This window comes from Maritalea sp. S77 (assembly GCF_049801075.1).
Classification (GTDB): domain Bacteria; phylum Pseudomonadota; class Alphaproteobacteria; order Rhizobiales; family Devosiaceae; genus Maritalea.
The window spans coordinates 247,851-260,510 of record NZ_JBNAGG010000002.1 but is presented as its reverse complement, the minus strand read 5'-3'; the positions used below and the strand labels follow the sequence as shown (position 1 = coordinate 260,510).

The following is a 12,660-nucleotide window of genomic DNA, read 5'->3' as shown; positions in this document are numbered from 1 at the left end:
AATATGAATTTGCCCAATCTCTTGACCATATCCCGCATTGTCGCAATCCCTGCGATTATCTGGCTGGTCTTTATCGATCACTATATTGCCCGCCAAGTGGCCTTTATCCTTTATGTTGTTGCTTGCCTCACCGACTATCTTGACGGCTATCTGGCCCGCAAAATGAACATTGTGTCGGACCTTGGGCGCATGCTCGACCCAATTGCCGACAAGCTGCTGGTCGGCACACTGCTGATCGCTTTCGCCTATACAGGCGAGTTCGACCAACAACAAACATGGCTCGCCATTGCTATTATGTTCCGTGAAATCGCTGTGGCGGGTTTGCGCGAATATTTGGGCAATGCGCAAATCACCGTGCATGTCTCCAAGCTGGCCAAATATAAGACCACCGTGCAACTCGTCGCGCTGGCGACTTTCATGGTGGTGCCGCTGGTGCCCAATGTTGATTCCGCTGCAAACGGCCTTATGTGGCTGGCGGCCCTGTTGACCGTTTATACAGGCTATGAATATTTCGCAGGCGCCTGGCCAAAGCTAACCGACAAAACGGTGATGAAATGATCATCCGATATTTTGCCTGGATTCGCGAACGGTTGAACCGAGACACGCAAGAAATCGACTTGCCGAACGAGGTAAAAACTGTCGAGGATTTGCTGCAGCATCTGCGCAAAACTGACGAAGATTTTGCAGCAGTCGTGACACCGGAAACAACCATCCGCATCGCACTTGATGACGAGCTTGTGGAGCTGGATACGCGAATAGGTGCTACCAAAGAAGCCTCGATTTTCCCACCCATGACAGGTGGCTAATGTCAGTCAAAGTCACCATTCAAGCCGAAATGTTTGATGCAGGCGCGCTGATCAATCAATTCACACACAATCTGCCCGAGGCAGGCGCGGTGGCGACCTTTACGGGCTTGGTGCGTTCCACGCCAGACAAGCCGATTGAGGCGCTGATTTTGGAACACCATCCCAACATGGCGCAGAAACAGATTGAACGTTTTGCGCGGGACGCGAAGACGCGTTTCGACCTGCTGGCCATTGATGTTGTGCACCGTTTTGGCGAAATGGAGGTGGGCGAACCTATTGTGCAAGTGATGGCAGCAAGCCATCACCGCCAAGCCGCGTTTGACGGAGCCAATTATGTGATGGATTGGCTGAAAACCGACGCGCCTTTTTGGAAAAAGGAAGTGGGGCCGCATGGCACCGATTGGGTAGATGCCCGCGAGACGGACGAAACCGCCAAAGAAAAATGGACAAAATAAAACGCCGCCTCAAATGAAGCGGCGTTTTGCAATTTGATAAAGGCTGACTTATTCAGCAGCTGCCTTTTTCGGCTGCACCGCGTCGGCATAAGCCTCAATCATTTTTTGGCAGATGTCGCGCTTTTCAAAAATTGTGCCTTCGATCTCGGCAACAGGGGTAACCTCTGCTGCGGAACCAGTGAGGAAGCACTCTTCAAAATCACCAATTTCTTCTGGCTTGATGATGCGCTCAATCACATTGATGCCCTGCTCTTTCGCAAGTGCAATCACGGTGCGACGGGTAATGCCGTCCAAGAAGCAATCTGGAATTGGCGTGTGGATTTCACCATCTTTGATGAAGAACACATTGGCACCAGTCGCTTCAGCCACATAGCCGCGATAGTCGCGCATCAATGCGTCTGAATAGCCTTTGGCTTCCGCTGCGTGCTTTGACAAGGTGCAGATCATATAAAGACCCGCTGCCTTTGAAGCGAAAGGCGCTGAATCTGGTGCCGGGCGCTGCCAGTCTGACCAAGCCAGACGAACGCCTTTCAGCTTCTCTTCCATTGAGAACAGGCTCGGCCATTCCCAAGCGGCGATGGCCAAGTGAACTGGGTTGCTGTGCGCGCCAAGGCCAAGCTCGTGCGAGCCGCGCCATGCAACAGGGCGCATATAAGCGTTGGTGAGATTGTTCTTTTCCAACACTTCGCGACAAGCCGCATCAATCTCGTCAGCAGAATATGGAATTTCGAAATCCAAAATATTGGCTGACTTGCGCAAACGCTCTGAGTGCTCATGCAATTTGAACACTTCGCCATTATACGCCCGCTGTCCTTCAAACACGCTCGAAGCGTAGTGCAAAGCATGTGTCAACACATGCACCTTGCACTCTTTCCATTCGCGCATTTCCCCATCAAACCAGATCCAACCATCGCGTTGGTCTAAAGGTACACCGGCCATTTTCTTCTCCCTAACATCGGCTTTTGGCCCGAAATTTTGTCTGATTGTACATCTGCCCGGCCATAAGAAGGCGTTTTTTGCATTTGGCAAGCTGCCGATCTTGGCAAATGGCCCAAGCTTTGGGATAAGTGTAAATCAAACTGTGAACAGGGTGAAGCATGACAGCCAACAAAATAAATGTCAACAAGGCTGACATAAATTCCGCTATGGAAAATGCGTCTAAAGATAAAATGGATGCCATGCCCCTTGATTTAATGGGGCTTTTATTCTTCGCCTATCGCGATTTTGTGCATGAAGCAGACGAGCTTTTGTCGCGCCAAGGCTTCGGCCGTGCCCATCACCGTGTGCTATATTTTGTAAATTTGCGCCCTGGGATGACCGTCGCTGATCTGCTCGATCTTCTCAAAATCACAAAGCAAAGCCTCGCGCGTGTGCTGCGCCAATTGATCGACAATGGCTATATCGAGCAACGCACCGGGAAAAAGGATCGGCGCAAACGATTGCTCTATCCAACCGATCAAGGCGCGGAGTTTTTCACCACCCTTTCCGCCAACCAATCCCACCGGATGCGCGAAGCGCTAGACAAGCTACCGCCAGAAACCAAAGAGACCGTGGCGCAATTTTTTGTTGAAATGATTGATCCGGAAGATCACGGAAAGCTGAAAAATCTGAACATCATCCAGAATTAGATCAGGCGACTTTTCCCTTTGGCCGATAGACTTGGTGCTGCCCGCGCCCGGCGCGTTTCGCGCCATAAAGGGCCAAATCAGCTTCGGCACGCAAGCGTTCAACATCAATGCCTTTGCCGTGGCCCAAGGTGATGCCAATGCTTACATCACAACAGATCGGCTGCCCGCCATAATAGAACGGCACTCGCAAAGAGGTATTCAAATTTTCCGCCAGCTTCTCGGCTTGAGTCAAACTGGAAAAGCGTGTTGAAACAATGGCAAACTCGTCGCCACCCAAACGCGCCACAAAGTCACTATCATCAATATTTTCACGAATAGATTGACCAATATGCCGCAACGCCGCATCGCCCGCATTGTGTCCCACATTGTCGTTGATCTGCTTGAAATAATCGAGATCAACAAAAAACAAGGTCAAAGGCTTACGCGCGTCATGTGGTGCATCAAGGCGTGACTTAAGCTCCTCATCAAAATAGCGGCGATTGGGCAGACCAGTCAGCGGATCGTGACGAGATTCATAAGCGAGCCCCTTCTCCAAGGCTCGCATTTCAGTAATATCTTCATGGGTGCCAATCCAACCACCAAGCGGCGTAGGTGAATGAACCGATTTGATGATGCGACCATCACTCATTTCAGTTTCGGAGACAAACTCCTCCCCGGCCCGCACATGTTGCATAATATGGTGGAGCAAATTATCTGCCTTATCATGGAAATCGCCATTATTTTTCTGGATCGTCAACAAATTCCCAAAGGACGCGCCCTCATAAACTTGCGCGTGCTCCATGCCAAACATGTTCACATATTTGTCGTTCCAAACGGTCAATTTGTAATCTTTGTTGAAACAAGAAACGCCTTGGTTCATATGAGCCAGCGTTACGGACAACCGCATATTGCTGTTTTCGATCTGCCGCCGCGATTGCGCAAGATTACAAATGGCGACAGAAATGGCATAGGACGGCAACACCGCAAGTAAGGTGAGGAACTGAGCTTCAAACACCTGCTCACGAATGCGCAAGCCCGTGCTGCTCGCCGGTAGCCATCCAAAGATTGCCGTGAGTGACACAACGACAACCAAAACCGACCCTACTGCCGCAACTTTGAATGGCTTGCCTTGCAACGCCAATAAACAGCTTGGCGCCATAAAGGCCAAAGCCACGGGCAGCTGGAGTGCATAAAGCCCAATGAGACCAAATATCGTGCAGGACAACAATATAGCCAGATATTTCAAAGAGGGCAGAAGGGTGTTGCGATCAAAGGATATGCGAAACTTTTGCGGCCAGCCAGCAGACAACAATGGCAGCAAAACAATGATGGAGCTAACCATGTCACCAGCCCACCAGTAGGTCAGGCTTTTGAAGAACGGCAGCCCAATGCCCAAGTGTATTGTCGTTGCGCCGATCAATGCGCCGGGCAACCCCAATAGGACCAATACAGCAAGAAACTGCATAAAACTCTTTGGGGTATCAATTGGCGTCTGATCCAGATTCAGCGCCCACAATCCGAAAGTGACCAGCAAAATTTCGATACTGTTCGCAAGCGGCAATCCAAACATGATCGCCATCGGATCGCCAAACGCCAGTTGCATGGTTATGTTGGCCAGAAACCCACCCAACAAGACCGCAGGCAAATTGCTCAAACCATAAATCAGACACAGCGAAACCATCGCTGCATTGGCGGGCCAAAACACAGCGACATCATGTGATAGGCGCGCAAGGCTGATGCCTGCGGTCGCCAACACTGAAAACAATAAAAACGAAGCGAAGAACATTTTTCCGCTTCTTACTGTCTGCAATGCGATCAAATCTCGCTCCTCTAGCTCGCCGACTTGCAGTTTGCCTACAAGACACAAGCTAAAGTAGTGACGAAAAGATTGATCACAGGTTACCAAAACCCTAGAAAACACGGCATTTTAGTCAAATTATTATGAAAAATGACAAAAATTGCAGGTCTGATGTTCAAAGCGTTTTGGTATGTATCAGTTTTTTGGGATACAAATGTGTGCGACGGTTTACATCAAGCGTTGGCCGTTTGGGACCTTTTTATCAGTCGCAGCCAGCACAATATCACCGTTTTCGTCCGCAAACCCCAAGGTCAGCACTTCAGACTTTAGCGGCCCGATTTGACGTGGCGGGAAATTGACAACAGCCATGACCTGACGGCCCACCAAATCATCAGCATTGTAATGCACGGTGATCTGCGCAGATGATTTTTTCACGCCCAATTCATCACCAAAATCAATCAGCATAATATGAGCTGGTTTGCGCGCCTCTGGAAAGGGACGCACCTCGACAATAGTGCCAGTGCGAATGTCCACTTTCATAAAATCGTCAAAGCCGATTTCATCTGCAATCTTACTCATCTTCCCCCAACTCCCTCGCACGCGCGGTCGCGGCTTTAACTGTTTTTTCCATCAGCGGCACAAGGCCGTCCTCGGCCATCAACACCTGCAGCCCGGCATATGTGGTGCCATTGGGCGAAGTCACATTCTCCCGCAACTGTGCAGCACTGGTTTGTGAATCATAGTCCAACAGACTTGCCGCGCCGACAATTGTTTGCCGCGCAAAGCGCATGGCCATTTCAGGCGTCATGCCATTGGCTTCCGCCGCTTCGGCCAACGCTTCAACCATATGGAACACATAAGCAGGGCCAGACCCGGCAACGCCCGTGACTTTATTGATGTCATCTTCTTCATTCAACCAGACGACATCACCAGATGCTTCCAGCAAATTGTCGGCCACCATACGGTCTTGTGGATCGACAGCCTTGTTGGAAAACACACCTGTAATGCCTTTGCCGATTTGTGCAGGTGTGTTCGGCATCGCGCGTATGACTTTGGCACAGCCAGACAGTTTCTCCATTTTGGCAATGGAAATGCCCGCCATCACTGAAATCAGCACGGTCTGATCGCCTATCGCAGGCTTGATGGAGGCCAAAACCTCGTCAGCCACCTGTGGCTTTACGGCGAGCAAGATAACTTGCGCATCCTTGTCCGGTACGGATTGATAAACCGTCAGCCCAACTGTTGAAGCCTTGTTGCGCACCGCAGAAGAGGGATTGGGATCGACCAGAATGAGACGATCAGGCGAAAGGCCAGCGTCAAGCCAGCCATCTGCCATAGCCATACCCATCTTGCCAGCGCCAACAAGAACAACCGGACCGACTTCAGACAACATTTATGCTTCACCCACTGTTTCAAAAATGACATGCGAGAGCGCTTCAGCAGCAGGCTTGCCGGCCCACACAACAAATTGAAACGCCTGATAATATTGATCACAGCTTTCGATGGCGGAGTTGAGCAAAGCTTCGCACTGGGATGGTGACACTTCAGCTCCGCCGCTCAAAAGATGCGCGTTACGGAACAACACCATATTTTCTTTGCTCCAAATGTCAAAGTGGCCGATCCACAATTGCTCGTTAATCTGCGTGATCAACTGCTTCACCTCAGCGCGCCGCGCCTCGGGCACCTTCAAATCAAAAGCGCATGCAATGTGGAGTGATTCCAGATTTTCCATCCAGGAGAATGAGACGTGATAATCCGTCCAACTGCCTTTGACTGAGATCGAAATCTCGTCAGCATCTTGTCGTTCAAACACCCAATCATTGATGCCAGCAATGTGCTCAATAATATCCACCGGGTGCACCACCCGGTCGTGTTCCATCTCTAATAGCGACATAATGCGCCTCGCAAAAAGCTCGTGTTGCAGGGGGCAAACGCAGCGTCCACCCAATTTAGATACGCAAAGATACTCAAGATATTTGGGTCGTTTTCTGGACCCACGCGCTGGTTAGGTGCGTCGCTTTTGCGAATCTACCGCGTTACAACAAAGCCTAGCACCGACCATCAAATGCGAAACCCGACAATTGGAGAATCCCACATCATTCTTTGTTGATGATCGGCCCGAGATGGTTAATGAGACGTTAATATGCGTCACTTATCCACCGGAAACCCGGTTCAAATTGACACAAATCTGTTACTTTTTGAGGGCGTCAATATCCTTACGAAGCTGCTCAATTTCTTCGTTTTGCGCGGCCAATTGGGCTTTCACGGCCTCAAATTCCTCGCGCTTGACCAAATCCAGGTCATTCACAACGCGCTCCATTTGAGACTTCACTGCTGTTTCGATTTCCCGCCGCACACCGTCGGCCACACCTGCTGCATCATTCATCAATTTGCTCAAATCGTCGAAAAATTTATTGCCTTCACGCATATTTGTACCTGCCTTTCAAAAAGGGTACGTCAGTTCTATATACCGTCTATGTAAGCACGCAATCGCTGCTTGACCAGCCCCCAAAGGGGCGGCAAGCTGTCGCCAATCGCTGATTTGGGCTTATGCCACAACATTGAAACAAAAATAGGAACGTGAACGAACGTGCCCTTCCCCAATATTGATCCCATCGCTTTTTCAATCGGCCCGCTGGCCATCCGCTGGTATGCCCTCGCCTATCTCGTCGGCATCGGCTTTGCTTTCTTTTATGGCCGACAATTGATCAAACAAAAGCCAATTTGGCATCAATCAACACCGCCGATGACCGCCACACAACTCACAGACTTTGTGTTTTGGGCCATCATCGGCGTGATTCTGGGTGGCCGCATTGCCTATGTCTTGTTCTATTCGATCCTGGTGGGCGGCGATTATTATTTGCAAAACCCATTGTCCATCTTCGCCGTTTGGGAAGGCGGCATGTCCTTCCATGGCGGCCTGATCGGCGTCGCCCTCGCCGCAGTTTTCTTTGCGCGACATATCAAGCAAAACCCATTGTCGGCGCTGGATTTGATGGCGGCCATTGCACCAATCGGCCTTTTGCTGGGACGCATCGCCAACTTTATCAATGGCGAACTTTATGGCCGCGTCACCACCATGCCCTGGGGCGTGGTGTTTCCGGATGGGGGCCCCAATCCCCGTCATCCCAGCCAACTTTATGAAGGACTTCTGGAAGGACTGCTGTGCTTCATCATCCTGCGCATCGCGACCCACAATCTCACCGCCTTGCGCAAACCCGGCTTGGTGGCCGGACTGTTTGCAGTGATCTACGCGCTGTCGCGCATTCTGGTGGAATTTGTCCGCGAACCTGACGCGCATATCGGCCTTTTGCCTTATGGGTTAACCATGGGCATGGCGCTGTCCATCCCCGTAGGGTTGATTGGCCTTGCCCTTATGATAAATGCGGGCCGGACCAAAAAAGGAGGCCGCGCCATATGAATGATCACCTCAGCCTATCCGACCTGATCAATGTGCAAATCAAAGCACAAGGCCCCATGTCGCTATCGACCTATATGAATTTATGCCTCACCCACCCCACGATGGGATATTACCGCAAAAGCGATCCGCTCGGTCGCAGCGGCGACTTCATCACGGCGCCAGAGATCAGCCAAATGTTTGGCGAAATGCTGGGCGTGTGGGTGGCGCAAATTTGGCAACAACTCGACAAGCCCAACAAAATGACCTTGGTGGAGCTTGGCCCCGGTCGCGGAACGTTGATGGCCGACATGGTTCGCATTTTTAATAGCGTGCCCGGCCTAATGGATGCGCTGAACATTCAATTGCTGGAAACCAATCCGGTACTGAAACAACAACAGGCCGAAAACATCAAAGGCGCAAACCTCAATTGGGTGGAGGAAATCCACCACTTGAAAGATGCCGCGGGACCAATGGTGGTGATCGCCAATGAGTTTTTTGATGCCCTGCCCATCAAACAATTCCAGTTCACCAATGGCAATTGGTTTGAACGGTTGGTTGGGCTTCAAGATGGCGATCGCGTTTGGGGCCTGTCCCCCACCCCCATGCCTGCAGAAGCTTTTCCACAAAAACTGGGGCGGCCAGCAGAAAATGCCATTTGGGAAATGGCCTACCCTGCTCAAAAGAATATGGAAGAGCTGGGCGCGCTGGTCGCCGACAAAACAGGCGCCATCCTTGCCATCGATTATGGCTATGCTGAAACACAAACGGGCGAAACCCTGCAAGCGCTAGAGAAACACCAAATGGTCAACCCGCTTTCCCATCCCGGCGATGCTGACCTGACCAGTCATGTCGATTTCGAAGCGCTGACAGAAAAACTGGACCGCGAGACGCTCAATATTTGCCCCCTCATCACCCAAGGCGAGTTTTTGAAATCTATGGGGATCGAAATGCGGGCAAAGGCGATTATGGATCACATTCCTGATGCAAAACAGAAGGTAGAAAATGATCTGGACCGTCTTATTGGCGACAAACAAATGGGCCAACTTTTCAAGGTGCAAGCCATAGGATCCAAAAATATGGTACCCTACCCCTTCGCGGCTAGCTAAAGACAAGTGAGGCAGGCTGATGACCAAATTTGCGCTTGAAGCAGACCATTTAAGTTTCGATGGCATTTCCCATGGCTTTTTCGGCCGTGCGGGCGGCGTGTCACCCGCACCGTTCGACAGCCTAAACGTCTCCGTCATGCAAGGCGATAGCGCCGAGAACGTGACGCAAAACCTAGAAATCATCGCCAAGGAACTGAATGTTGAACCCACCCGCTTCGGCCTGCTGAAACAAGTCCATTCCATCGATGTCGTGAATTTCGATGGCGACGCCGATTGGACCAATCGTCCGGTTGCGGATGGCATCGTCAGCAATGTGCCCGGCACCGCCATCGGCATTCAAACAGCGGACTGCGGACCGGTGCTGTTCTGCGACCCTGACAACAAGGTGATCGGCGCTTGCCATGCGGGCTGGAAAGGCGCTGTGGGCGGCATTGTGCACCGCACGCTAGACGCGATGGAAGAATTGGGCGCCAACCGCCACAAAATCCACGCTGTGCTCGGCCCCTGCATCCACCCGGAAAACTATGAGGTGGGCGATGAATTCAAGCAAACTGTGCTGAAAGATTGGCCGGAGCTTGAAGGACACTTTCCCTACCCGCCCGGCGCGGTGAAACCACACTTTGATCTGCCCGGCACCATCATGCATCAGCTCGAATCGGCCCACCTGCACACAGCCGCACATCTGGACATTTGCACATATGCGAACAATGAGGCCTACTTCTCCCACCGTAAGGCCACCCATATGAGCACAAAAACCGGACGCCAACTCTCTGCCATTGCAATTTTGTGACAAAAATTAAGCAAAACGCACGATTCAACTTTCGACTGTGTTGAACCCATCGCCAAAGGGGGATAAGCAAAGTTGTGTAACGGGCGTGGATCAGAATTATCTCAAAGGGCATGGGCAAATGAAACTGGTAACAGGGAACTCCAACCTTCCGCTGGCCAAGGCAGTCTCCGAATATTTAGAGACGCCTTTAACCGATTGTGTGGTCACCAAATTCGCTGACAAAGAAATCTTTGTTGAAGTCAACGAAAATGTGCGGGGGGAGGATGTTTTCGTCATCCAATCTACTTCCTATCCCGCAAATGACAATTTGATGGAATTGCTGATTGTGATGGACGCGTTGCGACGCTCCTCCGCACGGCGCATCACCGCTGTATTGCCGTATTTCGGCTATGCGCGGCAAGACCGGAAATCAGCACCGCGGACACCGATTTCCGCCAAACTGGTTTCAAACTTGATCACTGAAGCAGGCGCCAACCGGGTTTTGACACTCGACTTGCACGCCAACCAAATCCAAGGTTTCTTCGATCTCCCAACAGACAACCTAACTTCAGCACCTGTGATGGTACGCGACATCAAAAAACACTATGACACGGAAAAGGTCATGGTTGTTTCCCCTGATGTGGGCGGCGTTGTGCGGGCGCGGAACGTGGCTCGTCGCATTGGCGCACCTTTGGCGATCGTTGATAAACGTCGGCCAAAAGCTGGTGTGTCTGAAGTGATGAACGTGATCGGCGATGTTGAAGGCCATTCTTGCATCATGATCGACGACATTGTGGACAGCGGCGGCACCCTGTGCAACGCGGCGGAAGCGCTGTTGGAAAAAGGCGCGAAGGAAGTTTCAGCTTACATCACGCATGGCGTTCTATCTGGCACAGCTTGTGAACGCGTGGGTAAATCCAAACTGAAAGAGCTTGTGATCTCCGATTCCATTTTGGAAACTGACGAAGAGCGGGCCACCAAAAATATTCGCCGTTTCTCAGTGGCTGAATTGATGGGCGAGGCAATTGCCCGCACCGCTTCTGAGCAATCTGTTTCGTCGCTTTTCGACTAAGAAAATTCAAGCGATTTGCTGATTTTAGGGGCGCAATCACTGCGCCCCTTCTTTTTTGCCCATTTGCGCGAAGATTCTTCGCCCTACCCCATTGCCCAAATGCGATAAACCCAGTATACACCGGGCCTTGAAACGCCGCGTGCACCCCTGGAGGACGTCGGCGTGCATTCAGAACATGGGGTTCTGATGCATCAAACTTTTTGGAGAATATCCATGAGCGCTGAGCTTAAGGCTAAGGTGCGGGACCGGGTTGGCAAGGGGGCCTCTCGTGCACTGCGTCGTGAAGGCCAAGTTCCTGCCGTTATTTACGGTGACAACAAATCCCCGCTATCAATCACAGTAACCTACAAAGATGCGATGAAACGCATCCAAATGGGCGGTTTTCTGTCTCAAGTGATCACAGTTGACGTGGACGGCGAAAACCACCGCGTTATTCCTCGTGATTATCAGCTTGAACCAGTTCGTGATTTCTTGGTGCATATCGACTTCTTGCGTGTGTCTAAATCTTCCGTCTTGAACGTTGAAGTTCCAGTACACTTTACCAATGAAGAAACGAGCCCAGGCTTGAAACGCGGCGGTGTATTGAACGTTGTGCGCCACACTGTTGAATTGAGCTGCCCTGCAGACAGCATTCCAGAATTCTTGGAAATCGACCTCGGGTCTGCTGAAGTTGGCGACAGCTTGCACATCTCAACAGTTGCGTTGCCAAAAGGTGTTACCCCGGTCATCACTGATCGTGACTTCACCATTGCGACAATTGCGGCACCTTCTGCCCTCAAATCTGAGGAAAATGAAGATGACGCAGAAGTCGTTGCACCAGACGAAGTGCCAGCCACTGAAGTCAAAAGCGACGACGAATAAGACTTTTGATGTGAGGCGGCATCCTGTCGCCTCACCTCTTTATTGGTAGTTTTATGCGCTTAATTGTCGGTCTCGGAAATCCCGGAAATAAATACGCCAAAAACCGCCACAATGTCGGTTTTATGGCTGTGGAAGAGATCGCAAGCCGACACCATTCCCCCCCTTTTAAGAAAAAGTTCAATGGCCTGTTCACCGAGAGCGTGATTGATGGGCAAAAGGTTGGGCTATTGCTGCCCCAAACCTTTATGAACAAATCTGGCGACAGCGTCATCGCCGCCATGAGCTTTTATAAACTTAGCCCTGAAGACATTTTTGTGCTCTATGACGAGCTGGATTTGGCACCGGGCAAGGTGCGGGTGAAAAAGGGCGGCGGCAATGGCGGCCATAACGGCATTCGGTCAATCGAAAGCCATTTGGGCAAAGATTTCAATCGCGTGCGCATCGGCATCGGCCACCCGGGCCATAAAGATCGCGTACACGCTTATGTGCTGGGTGACTTCGCCAAGGCCGACCATCAAGAATGGCTGGACGCTTTGCTGGATGAGTTTGGCCGCAATGCAGATTGCCTTGCCAAAGGCGACGGCCCAAACCTGATGAACAAATTGGCGCTGGCGGCACAAGCCAACCAAAGCGCCGAACCGGCTAAAGAGCCAAAGGCCGAAGCAGCCAAGCCCAAAGGGCAAAGCCATATTCGCCAAGCGCGGCAAAGCAAAAAACCAAATGTGCCCGAAAAGGGCCCCATGGCTGACATGCTGAAAAAGCTGTTCGGCAAAGGAGAGAATTAAG

The 12,660-nt window shown here is 51.3% G+C and carries 16 protein-coding genes; 10 read left to right on the top strand and 6 right to left on the bottom strand.

Features of this window, described 5'->3' with window-relative positions:
* Positions 1 to 3 precede the first annotated feature (3 nt).
* From pgsA to ACP15Y_RS08985, 3 genes are read left to right on the top strand one after another with little or no spacing between them, the layout of a single operon-like run.
* Complete coding sequence (gene pgsA / locus ACP15Y_RS08995; RefSeq protein WP_424982727.1) at positions 4 to 558, top strand: CDP-diacylglycerol--glycerol-3-phosphate 3-phosphatidyltransferase; 555 nt, start codon at positions 4 to 6, stop codon at positions 556 to 558.
* Positions 555 to 806, top strand: coding sequence for a MoaD/ThiS family protein (locus tag ACP15Y_RS08990; protein WP_424982726.1), 252 nt, complete (start codon positions 555 to 557; stop codon positions 804 to 806). Before pgsA ends, ACP15Y_RS08990 begins: the two co-directional genes overlap by 4 nt.
* Positions 806 to 1,261: a molybdenum cofactor biosynthesis protein MoaE gene (locus ACP15Y_RS08985; RefSeq protein WP_424982725.1), complete on the top strand. Its 456-nt coding sequence runs from the start codon at positions 806 to 808 to the stop codon at positions 1,259 to 1,261. Before ACP15Y_RS08990 ends, ACP15Y_RS08985 begins: the two co-directional genes overlap by 1 nt.
* A 48-nt stretch (positions 1,262 to 1,309) precedes the next feature.
* Here the strand turns inward: ACP15Y_RS08985 and ACP15Y_RS08980 are convergent, their stop codons facing one another.
* Positions 1,310 to 2,200: a branched-chain amino acid aminotransferase gene (locus ACP15Y_RS08980; RefSeq protein WP_424982724.1), complete on the bottom strand. Its 891-nt coding sequence runs from the start codon at positions 2,198 to 2,200 to the stop codon at positions 1,310 to 1,312.
* A 158-nt stretch (positions 2,201 to 2,358) separates the two neighbouring features.
* Here ACP15Y_RS08980 and ACP15Y_RS08975 point away from each other — a divergent pair, with 158 nt between their 5' ends.
* Positions 2,359 to 2,889, top strand: coding sequence for a MarR family winged helix-turn-helix transcriptional regulator (locus tag ACP15Y_RS08975; protein WP_424982723.1), 531 nt, complete (start codon positions 2,359 to 2,361; stop codon positions 2,887 to 2,889).
* Between the two features lies 1 nt (position 2,890).
* On the opposite strand, the gene ACP15Y_RS08970 is transcribed toward ACP15Y_RS08975, so the two are convergent.
* From ACP15Y_RS08970 to ACP15Y_RS08950, 5 genes are all read right to left on the bottom strand, one after another.
* Positions 2,891 to 4,654 (bottom strand): diguanylate cyclase domain-containing protein, encoded by a 1,764-nt coding sequence (locus ACP15Y_RS08970; RefSeq protein ID WP_424982721.1) that lies wholly within the window; start codon positions 4,652 to 4,654, stop codon positions 2,891 to 2,893.
* Positions 4,655 to 4,894: 240 nt separating this feature from the next.
* Positions 4,895 to 5,236, bottom strand: a complete 342-nt coding sequence (locus ACP15Y_RS08965; protein WP_424983087.1) for a tRNA-binding protein — start codon at positions 5,234 to 5,236, stop codon at positions 4,895 to 4,897.
* Between the two features lies 1 nt (position 5,237).
* Positions 5,238 to 6,059 (bottom strand): pyrroline-5-carboxylate reductase, encoded by an 822-nt coding sequence (gene proC / locus ACP15Y_RS08960; protein ID WP_424982720.1) that lies wholly within the window; start codon positions 6,057 to 6,059, stop codon positions 5,238 to 5,240.
* Positions 6,060 to 6,560, bottom strand: a complete 501-nt coding sequence (locus ACP15Y_RS08955; protein WP_424982719.1) for a YbjN domain-containing protein — start codon at positions 6,558 to 6,560, stop codon at positions 6,060 to 6,062.
* A gap of 297 nt (positions 6,561 to 6,857) precedes the next feature.
* Positions 6,858 to 7,094, bottom strand: a complete 237-nt coding sequence (locus ACP15Y_RS08950; RefSeq protein WP_424982718.1) for an accessory factor UbiK family protein — start codon at positions 7,092 to 7,094, stop codon at positions 6,858 to 6,860.
* A 162-nt stretch (positions 7,095 to 7,256) separates the two neighbouring features.
* On the opposite strand from ACP15Y_RS08950, the gene lgt reads away from it, so the two are divergent.
* From lgt to pth, 6 genes are all read left to right on the top strand, one after another.
* Complete coding sequence (gene lgt / locus ACP15Y_RS08945; RefSeq protein ID WP_424982717.1) at positions 7,257 to 8,087, top strand: prolipoprotein diacylglyceryl transferase; 831 nt, start codon at positions 7,257 to 7,259, stop codon at positions 8,085 to 8,087.
* Positions 8,084 to 9,172 (top strand): class I SAM-dependent methyltransferase, encoded by a 1,089-nt coding sequence (locus ACP15Y_RS08940; RefSeq protein ID WP_424982716.1) that lies wholly within the window; start codon positions 8,084 to 8,086, stop codon positions 9,170 to 9,172. The genes lgt and ACP15Y_RS08940 overlap by 4 nt, the downstream gene beginning before the upstream one ends.
* A gap of 19 nt (positions 9,173 to 9,191) precedes the next feature.
* Positions 9,192 to 9,962 (top strand): peptidoglycan editing factor PgeF, encoded by a 771-nt coding sequence (gene pgeF / locus ACP15Y_RS08935; protein ID WP_424982715.1) that lies wholly within the window; start codon positions 9,192 to 9,194, stop codon positions 9,960 to 9,962.
* A 118-nt stretch (positions 9,963 to 10,080) separates the two neighbouring features.
* On the top strand, positions 10,081 to 11,013 hold the full coding sequence (locus tag ACP15Y_RS08930) for a ribose-phosphate pyrophosphokinase (protein WP_424982714.1): 933 nt from the start codon (positions 10,081 to 10,083) through the stop codon (positions 11,011 to 11,013).
* A gap of 213 nt (positions 11,014 to 11,226) precedes the next feature.
* On the top strand, positions 11,227 to 11,874 hold the full coding sequence (locus ACP15Y_RS08925; RefSeq protein ID WP_424982713.1) for a 50S ribosomal protein L25/general stress protein Ctc: 648 nt from the start codon (positions 11,227 to 11,229) through the stop codon (positions 11,872 to 11,874).
* Positions 11,875 to 11,927: 53 nt separating this feature from the next.
* Positions 11,928 to 12,659 (top strand): aminoacyl-tRNA hydrolase, encoded by a 732-nt coding sequence (gene pth / locus ACP15Y_RS08920; RefSeq protein ID WP_424982712.1) that lies wholly within the window; start codon positions 11,928 to 11,930, stop codon positions 12,657 to 12,659.
* The last annotated feature ends 1 nt before the right edge of the window (position 12,660 follow it).